Consider the following 15,780-nt stretch of genomic DNA (forward strand, 5'->3'; position numbering starts at 1 on the left):
GGTGTGCGGGCCCTGCCGGGCTGACACACGCCACGGCCTCTCTCCATGGTACGGGCCTGCGGAGGGAGCCGCTGTTCCGTACGTGCGGGGGGAGGAAAGGAGCGATTCCTTCGGATTCCTGTTGCTCAAGTCTCCCTCAAGTCACTGAGCCCTCCCGTGTCCCCGTCATAGCTTGACGGGGCGTCGTCAAGCTATGACGGGGCAGTGACCTGCGGCTGAGGTCCAAGGCCGCACAAGAAAAGCGGGGAACAGCAGTATGAGCAAGCGATTCCTGTCGACGGTCGTGGCCACCGGTGTGGCCGCCGTCTCCCTCGTGGCGCTCGGCCCGGCGGGCACGGCCGGCGCCGCACCGGTGATCTGTGAGCCCGGACACAAATCAGCGTCCTGGAACAATCTGAGCAAGGGCTGGGTGATCACGCACGCCAAGCAGATCAACATCCCCAAGCACGGCACCGGCAGCTATACGAAGTCGGCGACCTACCGCAAGACGGTCAGCTCGGGCCGTGAGGTGACCGGGGGTGCGAGCTACTCGGCGAACTGGGTCATCTCCAGCATGGACGCCCATGTCTCCGGGACGCTGTCCAAGGCGGGGGAGAAGACCAAGGAGAGAAGCGAGTCGGTCACGTTCAACTTCAACAAGCCGGGTGTGTACGTGGTGTTCAGCGGCGTCAAGAAGGCGTCCGGCTACTACACGGCCAAGACCTGCAACGCCAACGGCACTGGCTTCGGTCACAAGGGCTATGGCAAGGCCCGCAGTTGGAGCGTCCAGGCCGAAGGTGCGGTGAAGTGCACCGAGAAGCCCAAGAAGGGCACGGCCAAGCGGGCGGCCAAGGCCTACTGCTGAGGTGACGCCGCCCTTCGGGGGCGGCGTCCGCCGACGGCACCGTGAGGGCCGGATCCCGATGGGGTCCGGCCCTTGCGCGTGGAGTGCTCCCGGGGAGCCCGCTCGGGGCGCCGGGAGTCGGGAAGTCCCGTTCGGATATCGGAGAGCACTCAAACACGTTTCGGACATGTAAACAAAAAGGAGCGTCCAAATGTCCGGAATGCCTCTTTGTGTTGAGGGGTGTCAAGCGCGCGTAGGTGTCGATCTTTGCAATTTTTGCTCAAAATATGGACGGTAGGGAGATCCCTATGTCTTCCGCCCTTGACGCGCGTTGACCGTCTTGGCGAAAGTTCCCCCAAACCACAGAACCTGCCGGTATCTGTGCTGCGCTCAACTCTCCAACCCCCCGGGGGACGAACAGACATGACCAGTCCAATCAAGGCCGAGGACTCCGGGTCCGCGGCTGTCTTGGACCCTGAGCTCGCAGCGACCGCCGAAAACGCGGTCGTCGAGGGCGAGAAGCAGTCCGAGGGTCGTTCCCCCGGCCAGTTGATGTGGCAGCGCTTCAAGCGCGACCGTACCGGGGTCGTGTCCGCGTGCGTAGTGATTTTCTTCTTCGTCGTCTCCGCGTGTGCCCCGCTCATCGCGAAGCTGTACGGGAAGGACCCCTACACCCTGTACGCGCAGGAGCCGGAGTACCCGTTCCTCCTGGACGACTTCGCCATGCCGACCGGCTCCTTCGGCGGTATGTCGGGCGAGTTCTGGTTCGGCGTGGAGCCGAAGCTGGGCCGTGACGTGTTCACGATGCTGCTGTACGGCATCCGTACCTCGCTGTACATGGCTGTGGTCGTCACGACGCTCTGTGTGATCACGGGCGTGGTCATCGGCCTGGTCATGGGCTACTTCGGTGGCCGGGTGGACTACTGGCTCGGGCGGGTCACCGACTTCTTCCTGGCCTTCCCGCAGCAGTTGTTCTTCATCGCCTTCATGCCCGTCGTGGTGGCGATGTTCGTCGACCCGCAGGACGAGACCCCCACCTACCTGCGGGCCATAGCGATCACCCTGGTCATGTGGTTCCTCGGCTGGATGGGCCTGGCCCGTCTGGTGCGTAGCTCCGTGCTCTCGCTCGCCGAGAGGGAGTTCGTCGAGGCGGCCAAGGTGTCCGGTGCCTCTCCGTGGCGCATCGTGCGCAAGGAGATCCTGCCGAACATCGTGACCCCGATCCTGGTGCAGGCCACCTACATCCTCCCGGGAACGATCCTCTCCATCGCCTTCCTCTCGTACATCGGCGTCGGCTTCGTCGAGCCGACCCCCGACTGGGGCCGGATGTTCGCCCTCGCCGCCCGTGTGTACGAGCAGGACCCGATGTTCATGTTCTTCCCGGGCGTGGCGCTGGTGGTGTTCGTTCTCTGCTTCAACCTTCTCGGCGACTCCGTCCGGGACGCATTCGACCCCAAGACCGGACGCTAACCGTCCATTGGTGGTGGGGGAGCTGCCGCCCCCGTGCCGGGTGACCGGACCGTCAGGCAGCACTCGTGGACAACTAATGACAGGTAGGTGCATCGGCATCATGAAGCCCATCAGAACGCGTACCGCGCGCGCCATCGCCGTCGCCATCGTGGCCGGTTCCATGGCCCTGACCGGCTGCTCCGGCAACAGCGACGGTGGCAGCAAGGGCAAGGACGACTCCAAGTCCCAGAAGGACGCTGCCGAGCAGCAGGATCCTGTCGCCTACGGTGACGCGGCCGCCTCCACCGGCCCGGCCGCGGAGGTCCCCGGAGCCAAGCCCGGCGGCTTCATCAACGTCTACATGCAGTCGGACCTGACCCACATGGACCCGGGTCAGATCTACGTCAGCGATGCCGGCCAGTTCGCCAACCTGGTCCACCGCGGCCTGACGAACTACGAGGAGGACGAGAAGGGCAACCTGACCGTCGTCGGTGACATCGCCACCGACTCGGGCACGTCCTCCGACGGCGGCAAGACCTGGACGTACACGCTGAAGGACGGCGTGAAGGACGAGGACGGCAACGCCATCACCTCGGCCGACGTCCGCCACTCCATCGAGCGTCTGTACTCGAAGGTCATCTTCGACGGCCCGACCTTCATCCAGTCCTGGCTCTCGGGCAACGACTACCGCAAGGCGCTGCCGGACGGCCCCTACAAGGGCAAGCACCTGCCGGACACCGTGCTGGAGACCCCGGACGCCAAGACGGTCGTCTTCCACTTCGACAAGCCGCGCCCGGACCTCCCGCAGGCCCTGGCCATGGCCGGCTACGCCATCGTCCCCGAGAAGGCGGACACGAAGGAGAAGTACGACGACGCCCCGAAGGCGCTCGGCCCCTACAAGATCGCCGAGTACAAGCCGGGCAAGTCGATGAAGCTGGTCAAGAACGACCAGTGGGACCCGAAGACGGACGCGGTGCGTCACCAGTACGTCGACGGCTACAACTTCAGCGCCACCATCGACCAGGCCAGCCAGACCAAGCGTCTGATCGCCGACCAGGGCGAGGCCAAGAACGCCATCCAGTTCACCGACTCGGTGGACCCGGCGCAGATGTCCACGGTCATCGGTGACGCCAACGCCAAGAAGCGCACCATCCAGGGCTACCAGCCCTACGTGTGGCAGCTGAACTTCAACCTGGACCGGGTCAAGGACAAGAAGGTCCGTGACGCGATCACCTACGCGCTCCCGAACCAGTCCATGGTCCAGGCGGACGGTGGCCGTTACGGCGGTGAGGTGGCCGGCGGTCTGCTCGCCCCGACCCTGCCGAACTTCGACCCCGAGTACGACCCGTTCGGCAAGCTGAAGAAGCCCAACGGCGACATCGAGAAGGCCAAGGAACTGCTGAAGGAGGCGGGCGTCAAGGAGGGTACGAAGCTCAGCTACGCCTACTCCAACACCCCGCGCGGCCAGGCCCAGCAGGTCATCATCAAGGGCGCCCTGGCCAAGATCGGCTTCGACGTCCAGGCCAAGGAGATCGACCGGGCCAGCTTCTACGAGCAGGTCGGCAAGCTGGACAACCCGTACGACATCTACATGACCGGCTGGGGCCAGGACTGGCCGTCGCCGTCCACCGTCATCACCCCGGTCTACGACGGTGAGCTGATCGCCGACGGTGCGTCCAACTACTCGCACATCAACGACAAGCAGGTCAACGAGCTGATCCAGAAGGCCCTGGAACAGGAGCCGGAGGAGGCCGCCAAGACCTGGGAGCAGGCTCACCACCGCATCGTGGAGGAGATCAACCCGGCTGCCCCGGTCTACTACTCGAAGCAGATCCAGCTCTACGGTTCGAACATCGGTGGCGCCCGGTACAGCACTCGGTCGAGCTACATCGACATCAACGACGTGTACCTGAAGCAGCCGTAACCCGTCAGCTCGGCTGACCGCGGGGGTGTGCGCCAGGCGGAGCGCACCCCCGCGGACGGTTCCCCCTCCCTGCCGCCGCGTTTCGAAGAGAGCATCCACCCGCCATGCTTCAGTTCCTCATCCGCAGGCTGATCGGCGCCGTCGTCATCATGTTCCTGATCGGCGCCTTCACGTTCTTCCTGTTCTATACGGTTCCTCAGGACTTCGCTGCGTTGTCCTGCGGCAAGAACTGCTCGCCCGAGAACCTCGCCGTGATCCGCGAGAACCTCGGCCTGGACAAGCCCATCACCACCCAGTTCTGGGAGTTCATGTCGGGCATCGTCACCGGGCGGGACTTCGCGACCGGCCACTGCGCCGCCCCCTGCCTCGGTCAGTCCTTCGAGACGGGGCAGTTCGTCTGGGACTCGATCATGGACCGTTTCCCGCTGACGCTGTCGCTGACCGTCGGCGGTCTGGTCATCTTCCTCATCGTGGGCCTCGGCGCCGGCATGCTGGCCGCGTGGAAGCGCGGCACGGTGGCCGACAGAGCGGTCAGCGGTGCGTCCATCGTGCTGAGCTCCTTCCAGATCTACTTCCTCGGCCCGATCGTCCTGGGCCTCGTGGTCTACCAGACGGGCTGGATGGAGAACCCCAAGTACTCTCCCTTCACCGAGAACCCGCTCACCTGGGCCGCCGGGTTGCTGATCCCGTGGGCGGTGATGGCCACCATCTTCACCGCGCAGTACACCCGTATGGCGCGCTCGACGATGATCGAGCAGCTCCAGGAGGAGCACGTCCGTACCGCGCGTGCCAAGGGCATGAAGCAGAGCTACGTCTTCTTCCGTTACGCCTGGCGCGGTTCGCTCATCCCGATCGTCACCATCCTGGGTATCGACCTCAGCGCACTGCTGTCCGGCGCGGTGGTCACGGAGTTCACGTTCGACCTGGCCGGAATCGGCCGTCTCGCGGTGGATTCTTCGCTCACGAAGGACCTGCCGGTGACCATGGGCGTCATGCTGTTCGGGGCGTTCTTCATCCTGCTCCTGAACATCCTCGTGGACCTCGTCTACGCGTACATCGACCCGCGCGTGCGGCTCAGCTAGGAGAAACACCGTGACCACACTGACCAAGACCGAAGGCGACAAGGCCCCGACCGGGCCTGGCTCCTTCCTCTCGGTCCGCGACCTGCGGGTGCGGTTCTCCACCGAGGACGGCATCGTCAAGGCGGTCGACGGGCTGTCCTTCGACGTCGAGCGCGGTAGGACCCTCGGCATCGTGGGCGAGTCGGGCTCCGGCAAGTCCGTCACCAACCTGACGGTGCTCGGCCTGCACAATCCCCAGAGCACCACCGTCGAGGGCGAGATCATCCTCGAGGGGCAGGACCTGGTCACCGCCTCCGAGAAGGAGATGGAGAAGCTCCGCGGCAACAAGGTCGCGATGATCTTCCAGGACCCGCTGACGGCGCTCTCGCCGTACTACACGGTGGGCCGGCAGATCGCCGAGCCGTACATGAAGCACACCGGTGCCTCCAAGAAGGAGGCCCGGCAGCGGGCGATCGAGATGCTGACCAAGGTCGGCATCCCGCAGCCCAAGACCCGGGTGGACGACTACCCGCACCAGTTCTCCGGGGGTATGCGTCAGCGCGCCATGATCGCCATGGCGCTGGTCTGCGACCCCGACCTGCTGATCGCGGACGAGCCGACCACGGCCCTGGACGTGACGGTCCAGGCGCAGATCCTCGACCTGCTCAAGGACCTCCAGCAGGAGTTCGGCACGGCGATCATTTTCATCACCCACGACCTCGGCGTCATCTCCGACATGGCCGACGACCTGCTGGTGATGTACGCGGGCCGGGCCGTGGAGCGCGGCAGCGTCCGCGAGGTGCTGCGCGAGCCCAAGCACCCCTACACCTGGGGCCTGCTCAGCTCGATGCCCCGCCTCGGCGGCGACACCTCGCAGGCGCTCAACCCGATCCCCGGATCGCCGCCCAGCCTGCTGAACCCGCCCTCCGGCTGCCCCTTCCACCCGCGCTGCGCCTTCACCGGTGAGGTGCCGGGCAACCGGTGCAGCACCGAGCGCCCACCGCTCGGCGAGGGCCGCGCCGCTGCCTGCCACCTGACGGCGGAGCAGAAGCAATCCATATTCATCGACACGATCCAGCCCCGGCTGCGCTAGGGAGAGATCCGAGACATGAGCGACAACCTCACCCTCCCCGCACAGCAGGGCTCCACCGGCGCGTCCACCGAGGCGCTGCTCAAGGTGGAGGGCCTGACCAAGCACTTCCCGATCTACGGCGGCTTCCCGATCAAGCGGAAGGTCGGTGCCGTCCAGGCGGTCGACAACGTCGACCTGACCGTCGGCGTCGGCGAGAGCGTCGGCCTGGTGGGTGAGTCGGGCTGCGGCAAGTCGACCACCGGCCGGCTCATCACCCGGCTGCTGGAGCCGACCGGCGGCAGGATCGAGTACGCCGGCCAGGACATCACGCACGCCAAGCGCAGGCAGCTGGCACCCGTGCGGTCCGAGATCCAGATGATCTTCCAGGACCCGTACTCGTCGCTGAACCCGCGGCAGACCGTCGGCACCATCATCAAGTCACCGATGGAGGTCAACGGGATCAATCCCACGGGCGGCCGGGAGAAGAAGGTGCGCGAGCTGCTCGAGCTCGTCGGCCTCAACCCCGAGCACTACAACCGCTTCCCGCACGAGTTCTCCGGCGGCCAGCGCCAGCGCATCGGCGTCGCCCGTGCCCTCGCGCTCAACCCGAAGCTGATCGTGGCGGACGAGCCGGTGTCCGCGCTGGACGTGTCGATCCAGGCGCAGGTCGTCAACCTGCTGAAGAAGGTCCAGGACGAACTGGGCATCGCCTTCCTCTTCATCGCGCACGACCTGGCGGTGGTCCGGCACTTCTCGCACCGCGTCGCCGTGATGTACCTCGGCAAGGTGGTCGAGGTCGGGGACCGGGACTCCATCTACAACCGTCCCCGGCACCCCTACACCCACGCCCTTCTGTCGGCCGTGCCCGAGGTGGCCATGGACGACGAGACGGAGAACCGGGAGCGCATCCGCCTCTACGGCGACGTGCCCTCGCCGATCTCCCCTCCGTCCGGCTGCCGCTTCCGCACCCGGTGCTGGAAGGCCCAGGACAAGTGCGCGACGGAGGAGCCGCCGCTCGTGCAGCTCTCCGGCAACCGCGACGGCCACCTGACGGCCTGTCACTTCCCGGAGGACCCGACCACGGAGTCCCGCGGCGAGGACGTCGTCCTGGACCCGGCGCTGAAGGCCCTGGAGGAGTCGGTCGAGAAGGACTGACACCTCGTCGGACCGCCACGGCTGCCGTTCGCCTCGCAGGAGGCGGGCGGCAGCCGTCGCGCGTTCGGGAGGCGGACGGGGCCGCCGTCGCTCGTTCGGGGACCTCCCGTACGTGCAGATGGCCGGGGTCACCCCCGTACAGGTGCCGTGCGCATGCGTGCCGGGTGCTTTGCGTCGATATTGACGTACATGATCGGCGCACGTACGAGGAGGCACCACATGCGCGGAGCCATGCACGCCAAATGGGCCGCCTGCGCGATGGCGGTCGCCCTCGCGGCGACGGGCTGTGGAGGCGACGGAGACGGTGGCGGGAGCGACTCCGGGGCCGTGCTGAGCGCCTCCTGGGGCGATCCGCAGAACCCGCTGGAGCCGTCGAACACCAACGAGGTGCAGGGCGGCAAGGTCCTCGACATGATCTTCCGGGGGCTGAAGCGGTACGACCCGGAGACCGGCGAGGCCAAGGACATGCTCGCCGAGAAGATCGAGACCTCCGACTCCCAGAACTTCACCGTCACCGTCGAGGACGGCTGGACCTTCAGCAACGGTGAGAAGGTCACCGCCCAGTCCTTCGTCGACGCCTGGAACTACGGCGCGAGCCTGAGGAACAACCAGCGCAACTCGTACTTCTTCGGCTACATCGAGGGCTACGACCAGGTCCACCCGGAGGAGGGCGAGCAGACCGCCGACACCATGTCAGGACTGAAGGTCACCGGCGACCGCACCTTCACCGTCGAGCTCACCCAGAAGTTCTCGACCTTCCCCGACACCCTCGGCTACAACGCCTTCGTCCCGCTGCCCCGCGCGTTCTTCGACGACCACGACGCCTGGGTGAAGAAGCCCATCGGCAACGGCCCCTACCTGGTCGACTCCTACACGCGCGGCTCGCAGATGGCCCTGCGCAGGTGGGACGACTACCCCGGCGACGACAAGGCGCAGAACGGCGGCGTCGACCTCAAGGTCTACACCGACGCCAACACCGCCTACACCGACCTCATCGCCGGCAACCTCGACCTGGTCGACGACGTTCCCGCAGCCCAGCTGAAGAACGTGCGGAACGACCTCGGTGACCGCTACCTCAACACCCCCGCCGGCATCATCCAGACCCTCGCCTTCCCGTTCTACGACCCGGACTGGAACAAGGCGGGCTCGGAGAAGGTCCGCAAGGGCCTGTCCATGGCGATCGACCGGAAGCAGATCACCGACACGATCTTCCACAAGACCCGCACCCCCGCCACCGACTGGACCTCACCCGTCCTCGGCGAGGACGGCGGCTACCAGGCGGGCCTGTGCGGGGACGCCTGCGAGTACAAGCCCGACGAGGCCAAGAAGCTCATCGAGGAGGGCGGCGGGCTGCCCGGCGGCAAGGTGACGATCACCTTCAACGCGGACACCGGCTCCCACCGCGAGTGGGTCAACGCCGTCTGCAACTCCATCAACAACGCGCTGGACGACGAGCGTGCCTGCACCGCCGCCCCGGTGGGCACCTTCGCCGACTTCCGCAACGAGATCACCGACCGCAAGATGCCGGGCCCGTTCCGCTCCGGCTGGCAGATGGACTACCCGCTCATCCAGAACTTCCTCCAGCCGCTCTACTACACGGGCGCCTCGTCCAACGACGGCGAATGGTCCAACGAGCGGTTCGACGACCTCGTCGACCAGGCCAACCGGGAGACCGACACCGCCAAGGCCATCGACCTGTTCCAGCAGGCCGAGGAGGTCGTCCGCGACAACATGGCGGCCATCCCGCTCTGGTACCAGAACGGCAGCGCCGGGTGGTCCGACCGGCTCTCCGACGTCAAGCTCAACCCCTTCAGCGTCCCCGTGTACGAACAGATCAAGGTGAGCTGATCCGCGATGGGGCGCTATGTCGTCCGACGGCTGCTCCAGATGATCCCGGTGTTCATCGGGGCCACGCTGCTGATCTTCCTCATGGTCAACGTGATGGGCGACCCCATCGCCGGACTGTGCGGTGAACGCCAGTGCGACCCGGCGACCGCCGCCCGCCTCGAGCAGGAGTTCGGCCTCGACAAGCCCGTCTGGCAGCAGTACGCGACCTACATGGGGAACCTCTTCACCGGCGACTTCGGCACGGCGTTCAACGGTCAGGAGGTCACCGAGCTGATGGCGACGGCGTTCCCCGTCACCATCCGGCTCACCCTGATCGCGATCCTCTTCGAGGTCGTCATCGGCGTCACCCTCGGCGTGGTCACCGGACTGCGCCGGGGCCGCCCCGTCGACACCGGCGTGCTGCTGCTCACCCTCGTCGTCATCTCCGTCCCCACCTTCGTCACCGGCCTGCTGCTCCAGCTGCTGCTCGGCGTGAAGTGGGGCTGGATCCGGCCCTCGGTCTCCTCCGAGGCGCCCTTCGACGAACTGATCCTGCCCGGACTCGTCCTGGCCTCCGTCTCCCTCGCCTACGTCACCCGGCTGACCCGCACCTCCATCGCCGAGAACCGGCGCTCCGACTACGTCCGCACCGCCGTCGCCAAGGGCCTGCCCCGCCACCGGGTGGTCGTCCGGCACCTGCTGCGCAACTCCCTCATCCCCGTGATCACCTTCATCGGGGCCGACATCGGCTTCCTCATGGGCGGCGCCATCGTCACCGAGCGGATCTTCAACATCCACGGTGTCGGCTACCAGCTCTACCAGGGCATCCTCCGGCAGAACACGCAGACCGTCGTCGGCTTCGTCACCGTGCTGGTGCTGGTGTTCCTGGTCGCCAACCTGATCGTCGACCTCCTGTACGCCGTACTCGACCCGAGGATCCGCTATGCCTGACGGACGCCACGAACCCGAACAGGCCATCGCCGGCACCGGGATGGGCGGCCCCATGGACCTGGGCGTCGAGGAGGCCGAGACGCTGGAGAAGCGTCCGGGCCCGGACGGCACCGGGCCGGAGGAACGGCCGCGCTCCCTGTGGTCCGACGCCTGGCGCGACCTGCGCCGCAACCCCGTCTTCCTCGTCTCCGCCCTGGTCATCCTCTTCCTGGTCCTCATCTCCCTGTGGCCCTCGGCGATCGCCTCCGGCAGCCCCCTGAAGTGCGACCTGTCCAAGGCCCAGCAGGGCTCCCAGTCCGGCCACCCCTTCGGCTTCGACGGCCAGGGCTGCGACGTCTACACCCGCACCGTCTACGGCGCCCGTACGTCCGTCGCGGTCGGTATCCTCGCCACCCTCGGCGTCGCCGTCCTCGGCAGTGTCCTGGGCGCCCTCGCCGGGTACTTCGGCGGCGTCTGGGACTCGGTCCTGTCCCGGATCACCGACGTCTTCTTCGCCATCCCCGTCGTCCTCGGCGGCCTTGTGCTGCTCTCCGTCATCACCAGCAACACCATCTGGCCGGTCATCGGCTTCATCGTGCTGCTCGGCTGGCCGCAGCTCTCCCGCATCGCCCGCGGTGCCGTCATCACCGCCAAGCAGAACGACTACGTCCAGGCCGCGCGGGCCCTCGGCGCCTCCCACTCCCGCCTGGTGCTCCGGCACATCGCGCCGAACGCCGTCGCGCCCGTCATCGTCGTCGCGACCATCGCGCTCGGCACCTACATCTCGCTGGAGGCCACCCTGTCCTACCTCGGCGTCGGCCTGAAGCCGCCCAGCGTCTCGTGGGGCATCGACATCTCCGCCGCCTCCCCGTACATCCGCAACGCCCCGCACGCGCTGCTGTGGCCCTCCGGGGCCCTCGCGATCACCGTCCTGGCGTTCATCATGCTCGGCGACGCGGTGCGCGACGCCCTCGACCCGAAGCTGAGGTGAGCGGCCGTGCTGCTCGAAGTGCGGGACCTGCACGTGGAGTTCCACACCCGGGACGGGGTCGCCAAGGCCGTCAACGGGGTCAGCTACGGCGTGGACGCGGGGGAGACCCTGGCCGTGCTCGGCGAGTCGGGTTCCGGCAAGTCCGTGACCGCACAGGCGATCATGGGCATCCTCGACATCCCGCCCGGCCGGATCACCGGCGGTGAGGTCGTCTTCCAGGGGCGGGACCTGCTGAAGCTCAAGGAGGACGAACGCCGGCGGATCCGGGGTGCCGAGATGGCGATGATCTTCCAGGACGCGCTGTCGTCCCTCAACCCCGTGCTCACCGTCGGCGACCAGCTGGGCGAGATGTTCACCGTGCACCGGGGCATGTCCCGCAAGGACGCGCGGGCCAGGGCGGTCGAACTGATGGACCGGGTGCGCATCCCCGCCGCCCGGGAGCGGGTCAGGCAGTACCCGCACCAGTTCTCCGGCGGCATGCGCCAGCGCATCATGATCGCGATGGCGCTGGCCCTGGAACCCGCCCTGATCATCGCCGACGAACCGACCACCGCCCTCGACGTCACCGTCCAGGCCCAGGTCATGGAGCTGCTCGCGGAACTCCAGCGCGAGTACCGGATGGGCCTCATCCTCATCACCCACGACCTGGGCGTGGTCGCCGACGTCGCCGACCGCATCGCCGTGATGTACGCGGGCCGGATCGTCGAGTCGGCACCGGTCCACGACATCTACAAGGCCCCCGCCCACCCGTACACCCGCGGCCTGCTGGACTCCATCCCCCGCCTGGACCAGAAGGGCCAGGAGCTCTACGCCATCAAGGGTCTGCCGCCCAACCTCATGAACATCCCGCCGGGCTGCGCCTTCCACCCCCGCTGCCCCCTGGCCCGGGACGTCTGCCGCACCGACGAGCCGCCGCTGTACGAGGTGTCGCCGACGCGGGGGAGTGCCTGCCACTTCTGGAGGGAGTGCCTGGATGACTGATGCCTCGCCGAAGCCGAAGGAGCCGATCCTGGAGGTCGTCGGCCTGGTCAAGCACTACCCGCTGACGCGGGGCATCGTCTTCCGCAAGCAGGTCGGCGCCGTGCGCGCGGTCGACGGCGTGGACTTCCGGCTGGGCCGGGGCGAGACGCTGGGCATCGTCGGCGAGTCCGGCTGCGGCAAGTCGACGGTCGCGAAGACGCTGGTCAACCTGGAGCGCCCGACGGCCGGTTCGATCCGCTACAAGGGCGAGGACATCACCCGGCTGTCGGGCAAGGCCCTCAAGGCCGTACGCCGCAACATCCAGATGGTGTTCCAGGACCCGTACACCTCCCTCAACCCCCGCATGACGGTGGGGGACATCATCGGGGAGCCGTACGACATCCATCCCGAGGTGGCGCCGAAGGGCGACCGGCGCCGGAAGGTGCAGGACCTGCTGGACGTGGTCGGCCTCAACCCGGAGTACATCAACCGCTATCCGCACCAGTTCTCCGGCGGCCAGCGTCAACGCATCGGCATCGCACGCGGGTTGGCGCTCCGCCCGGAGATCATCGTCGCCGACGAACCGGTCTCCGCGCTGGACGTGTCGGTGCAGGCGCAGGTCATCAACCTGATGGACCGGCTGCAGAGCGAGTTCGACCTCGCCTACGTCTTCATCGCGCACGACCTGTCGATCGTCCGGCACATCTCGGACCGGGTCGCGGTGATGTACCTCGGCCGGATCGTGGAGACCGGCCGGGACACCGAGATCTACGACCATCCCACGCACCCCTACACCCAGGCGCTGCTCTCCGCCGTCCCGGTGCCGGACCCGGAGGCCCGGGAGCACCGGGAGCGGATCATCCTCACCGGTGACGTCCCGTCCCCGACGAACATCCCCTCCGGCTGCCGCTTCCGCACCCGCTGCTGGAAGGCGCGGGAGCGCTGCGCGCTCGAGGTCCCGGCCCTGGCGGTCCCGGAGTGGTTCGAGAAGTCCGGCGGCCCGGCAGCCCACGACTCGGCCTGCCACTTCGCGGAGGAGAAGCACGTGGTGCCGCCGGAGGAGCGCCCCGGGGCCTGAACCTCCCGGCGGCACCGGCCGGCACCACGCACCGGGCCACGCTCTGGGCGACGGACGGATCCGAGCGGCAGACCGTCCCGCTCGTCATCGAATGGAAGGACAGGTGCTGAGCCGACTCGCTTGACCGGCCGGCCGGCCGCCCGGACGAGGCGAGGGGGGCACGGCGACGGGCCGGGGTGGCATGGCGCACCCCGGCCCGTTTTACGGCACCCGCACGGCCGTACGGTGTTCAGCGTTCCGTGTCCGTATATCGGAACCGCTTCCGCGAGGTTTCCTGTGTGTTAACGCGGTTCCTCCCCGTTTGTCAGGCCGAGCGAGCGCCGGAGGAAGTCGAGTTGGAGGCGGAGCAGGTTCTCGGCGACCTCTTCCTGCGGGGTCATGTGGGTGACGCCGGACAGCGGCAGCACCTCGTGCGGGCGGCCGGCCGCGAGCAGTGCCGAGGAGAGGCGCAGGGAGTGCGCGACCACCACGTTGTCGTCCGCAAGGCCGTGGATGATCATCATCGGCCGGTGCGGTCCTGCGGCGTCGACCAGGCCCGCGTCGTCGATCACCGAGTTGCGGCGGTAGACGTCGGGCTGTTCGTCCGGGTGGCCGACGTAGCGTTCCTGGTAGTGCGTGTCGTAGAGGCGGAGGTCGGTGACCGGGGCGCCCACCACCGCCGCGTGGAAGACGTCGGGGCGGCGCAGCGCCGCGAGGGCCGCCAGATAGCCGCCGAAGGACCAGCCCCGGATCGCGACCCGGTCCAGGTCGAGCGGGAAGTCACCGGCGAGCGCCTGGAGCGCGTCGACCTGGTCCTGTACGACGATCGCGGCGATGTCGTCCTTGACGGACTTCTCCCAGGCGGGCGAGCGGCCCGGGGTGCCGCGCCCGTCCGCGACGACCACCGCGAAGCCCTGGTCGGCGAACCACTGCGAGGTCAGATGCGGGTTGTGGGCGGCCGCGACCCGCTGACCGTGCGGGCCACCGTAGGGGTCCATGAGGACCGGCAGCAGGGTGTCACCGGCGTAGTCCCGAGGCATAAGCACGGCGCACGGGATTCGGCGTGCGCCCCCCTGAGTCAGGGTCACGCGGGGGGACATACCGGGGTCTTCGGCGTACGAGGGGACAGTCGCCGTCGGTTTCCCGTCACGCAGCACCACCGCCCGGGAACCTGGCCGGTCCGGGGTGGCGGAGACGAGCACGGTCACGCCCCCGGCGCGTACCGCGGAGTGCACACCGGGCTCCTGCGAGACGCGCTCCACGCCGAGTTCGTTCACCCGGTACACGTGCACCTCGCCGATCTCCGGATCGGCCGCCTCCTCGCCCGCCGACGCCGAGACCAGCACATCGTCGTCGGAGACGTCCAGTACCGCCCGGATGTGCAACTGGCCCCCGGTGAGCGGTCGTTCACCGACCGCGAGGCGTCGCGCACCCCCCTCGTCCGCGATCCGCACCAGCTGCCCGGAAGGACTCCAGCAGGGCACCCCGGGGAAAAGTTCAAGCCAAGTTGGATCTTCGTCGGCGTGCACCATCCGGGTCGCCCCGGAGTCCGGATCCACGGCCAGGATCAGCTGGGCCTGCTGGTCGCGCGCCTGCACCAGGAGCAGCGGGGCACCCGCGGCTGACCAGTGCACATGCGCCAGATAGGGATAGCGGGCCCGGTCCCAGGAGACCTCCGTGCGCGTCCCGTCGAGGTCGATCACGAACAGCCGTACGTCCGCGTTCGGGGTGCCCGCCGCCGGGTAGCGGACGTGGCGCGGCTCACGTCCCGGATGGGCGGGGTCGGAGATCCACCACCGCCGCACCGGCGTGTCGTCCACCCGCGCCACCAGCAGCCGGTCCGACTCCGGAGCCCACCAGAAGCCCCGCGAACGCCCCATCTCCTCGGCCGCGACGAACTCCGCCAGACCGTAGGTGACGTCCTCCGACTCGGGGGTCGCCAGCGCGCGGTCGTCCGCCCCCTCGGCCCCGGTCACCCGCAGCGCCCCCCGGGCCACGTAGGCGACATGCCGTCCGTCGGGCGACGGCCGAGGGTCGATCACCGGCCCCGGCACGGTCAGTTCACGCGCCGTTCCGGCCCGCAGCTCGGCCGTGAAGAGCCGCCCTGACAAGGCGAAAGTCGCCAGCTCGACCGCCGCGTCGGTGGCATAGCCGACGATGCCGGCGCCGCCCTCACGACTGCGTTCACGGCGCGCGCGTTCCTCGGCGGAGAGGTTCTCGGAGGCCCCGCCGAGGAGGGCGCGCGGGTCGGCCGCCACGCGCTCCCCGCCCTCCTCCGTGTCGAGGATCCAGAGTGAATTGGCCCGGTCCGTACCGGAACCCGAGCGCAGGAACACGACACGCGAACCGTCGGGAGCCACGCTGAACGAACGCGGCGCGCCGAGCGTGAAGCGCAGGGTGCGGGCGTGCCGTCGGGGGAAGGAGTCAGCCTCGGTCGTCATGCCCTGACCATATTGGCCATGCGCCCCCTTGTGCGGCCGTGCGCCGACCGATGCGCACGTACGGATAGTTATGATCGTTAGCGCATAGTG

13 protein-coding genes are annotated in these 15,780 nt (G+C 68.1%); 12 read left to right on the forward strand and 1 reads right to left on the reverse strand.

The window, feature by feature from the left end; all coding sequences use genetic code 11:
- Window positions 1–256: 256 nt before the first annotated feature.
- The 12 genes from ACIF9R_RS03055 to ACIF9R_RS03110 all read left to right on the forward strand — a co-directional run bounded on the left by ACIF9R_RS03055 (window position 257) and on the right by ACIF9R_RS03110 (window position 13,380).
- Window positions 257–844, forward strand: a complete 588-nt coding sequence (locus ACIF9R_RS03055; protein WP_399973479.1) for a hypothetical protein — start codon at window positions 257–259, stop codon at window positions 842–844.
- A 402-nt stretch (window positions 845–1,246) separates the two neighbouring features.
- Window positions 1,247–2,293, forward strand: a complete 1,047-nt coding sequence (locus tag ACIF9R_RS03060) for an ABC transporter permease (protein ID WP_399973481.1) — start codon at window positions 1,247–1,249, stop codon at window positions 2,291–2,293.
- A 100-nt stretch (window positions 2,294–2,393) separates the two neighbouring features.
- Window positions 2,394–4,196 carry an ABC transporter substrate-binding protein gene (locus ACIF9R_RS03065; protein WP_399973484.1) on the forward strand — a complete coding sequence of 601 codons (1,803 nt, stop codon included), beginning with the start codon at window positions 2,394–2,396 and terminating at the stop codon, window positions 4,194–4,196.
- A gap of 104 nt (window positions 4,197–4,300) precedes the next feature.
- Complete coding sequence (locus tag ACIF9R_RS03070; RefSeq protein WP_399973487.1) at window positions 4,301–5,278, forward strand: ABC transporter permease; 978 nt, start codon at window positions 4,301–4,303, stop codon at window positions 5,276–5,278.
- Between the two features lie 10 nt (window positions 5,279–5,288).
- A complete protein-coding gene (locus ACIF9R_RS03075; protein ID WP_399973490.1) occupies window positions 5,289–6,350 on the forward strand; it encodes an ABC transporter ATP-binding protein in 1,062 nt (353 codons plus the stop codon).
- A gap of 15 nt (window positions 6,351–6,365) precedes the next feature.
- Complete coding sequence (locus ACIF9R_RS03080) at window positions 6,366–7,484, forward strand: ABC transporter ATP-binding protein (protein ID WP_399973493.1); 1,119 nt, start codon at window positions 6,366–6,368, stop codon at window positions 7,482–7,484.
- Window positions 7,485–7,703: 219 nt separating this feature from the next.
- Window positions 7,704–9,332, forward strand: a complete 1,629-nt coding sequence (locus ACIF9R_RS03085; protein ID WP_399973495.1) for an ABC transporter substrate-binding protein — start codon at window positions 7,704–7,706, stop codon at window positions 9,330–9,332.
- 6 nt (window positions 9,333–9,338) lie between these two features.
- Entirely contained in the window at window positions 9,339–10,262 is a 924-nt protein-coding gene (locus ACIF9R_RS03090) for an ABC transporter permease (RefSeq protein ID WP_399973498.1), read from the forward strand.
- Window positions 10,255–11,232, forward strand: a complete 978-nt coding sequence (locus ACIF9R_RS03095) for an ABC transporter permease (RefSeq protein WP_399973500.1) — start codon at window positions 10,255–10,257, stop codon at window positions 11,230–11,232. The genes ACIF9R_RS03090 and ACIF9R_RS03095 overlap by 8 nt, the downstream gene beginning before the upstream one ends.
- 6 nt (window positions 11,233–11,238) lie before the next feature.
- Window positions 11,239–12,213 (forward strand): ABC transporter ATP-binding protein, encoded by a 975-nt coding sequence (locus ACIF9R_RS03100; protein ID WP_399973502.1) that lies wholly within the window; start codon window positions 11,239–11,241, stop codon window positions 12,211–12,213.
- Entirely contained in the window at window positions 12,206–13,270 is a 1,065-nt protein-coding gene (locus ACIF9R_RS03105; RefSeq protein WP_399973504.1) for an ABC transporter ATP-binding protein, read from the forward strand. The genes ACIF9R_RS03100 and ACIF9R_RS03105 overlap by 8 nt, the downstream gene beginning before the upstream one ends.
- Window positions 13,171–13,380 (forward strand): DUF5980 family protein, encoded by a 210-nt coding sequence (locus ACIF9R_RS03110; protein WP_399973506.1) that lies wholly within the window; start codon window positions 13,171–13,173, stop codon window positions 13,378–13,380. Before ACIF9R_RS03105 ends, ACIF9R_RS03110 begins: the two co-directional genes overlap by 100 nt.
- Window positions 13,381–13,551: 171 nt before the next feature.
- On the opposite strand, the gene ACIF9R_RS03115 is transcribed toward ACIF9R_RS03110, so the two are convergent.
- Window positions 13,552–15,690 carry a prolyl oligopeptidase family serine peptidase gene (locus ACIF9R_RS03115; protein ID WP_399973508.1) on the reverse strand — a complete coding sequence of 713 codons (2,139 nt, stop codon included), beginning with the start codon at window positions 15,688–15,690 and terminating at the stop codon, window positions 13,552–13,554.
- Between the last annotated feature and the right edge of the window lie 90 nt (window positions 15,691–15,780).

The organism is Streptomyces sp. NPDC086080 (assembly GCF_044540255.1).
Taxonomy (GTDB): Bacteria; Actinomycetota; Actinomycetes; order Streptomycetales; family Streptomycetaceae; genus Streptomyces.

Bases quoted from the DNA above. Each gene is read 5' to 3' on its own strand.
- ACIF9R_RS03085 (WP_399973495.1), top strand. From the start codon at position 7,704: ATGCGCGGAGCCATGCACGCCAAATGGGCCGCCTGCGCGATGGCGGTC.
- ACIF9R_RS03090 (WP_399973498.1), top strand. From the start codon at position 9,339: ATGGGGCGCTATGTCGTCCGACGGCTGCTCCAGATGATCCCGGTGTTC.
- ACIF9R_RS03060 (WP_399973481.1), top strand. From the start codon at position 1,247: ATGACCAGTCCAATCAAGGCCGAGGACTCCGGGTCCGCGGCTGTCTTG.
- ACIF9R_RS03065 (WP_399973484.1), top strand. From the start codon at position 2,394: ATGAAGCCCATCAGAACGCGTACCGCGCGCGCCATCGCCGTCGCCATC.
- ACIF9R_RS03095 (WP_399973500.1), top strand. From the start codon at position 10,255: ATGCCTGACGGACGCCACGAACCCGAACAGGCCATCGCCGGCACCGGG.
- ACIF9R_RS03115 (WP_399973508.1), bottom strand. From the start codon at position 15,690: ATGACGACCGAGGCTGACTCCTTCCCCCGACGGCACGCCCGCACCCTG.
- ACIF9R_RS03080 (WP_399973493.1), top strand. From the start codon at position 6,366: ATGAGCGACAACCTCACCCTCCCCGCACAGCAGGGCTCCACCGGCGCG.
- ACIF9R_RS03105 (WP_399973504.1), top strand. From the start codon at position 12,206: ATGACTGATGCCTCGCCGAAGCCGAAGGAGCCGATCCTGGAGGTCGTC.
- ACIF9R_RS03055 (WP_399973479.1), top strand. From the start codon at position 257: ATGAGCAAGCGATTCCTGTCGACGGTCGTGGCCACCGGTGTGGCCGCC.
- ACIF9R_RS03070 (WP_399973487.1), top strand. From the start codon at position 4,301: ATGCTTCAGTTCCTCATCCGCAGGCTGATCGGCGCCGTCGTCATCATG.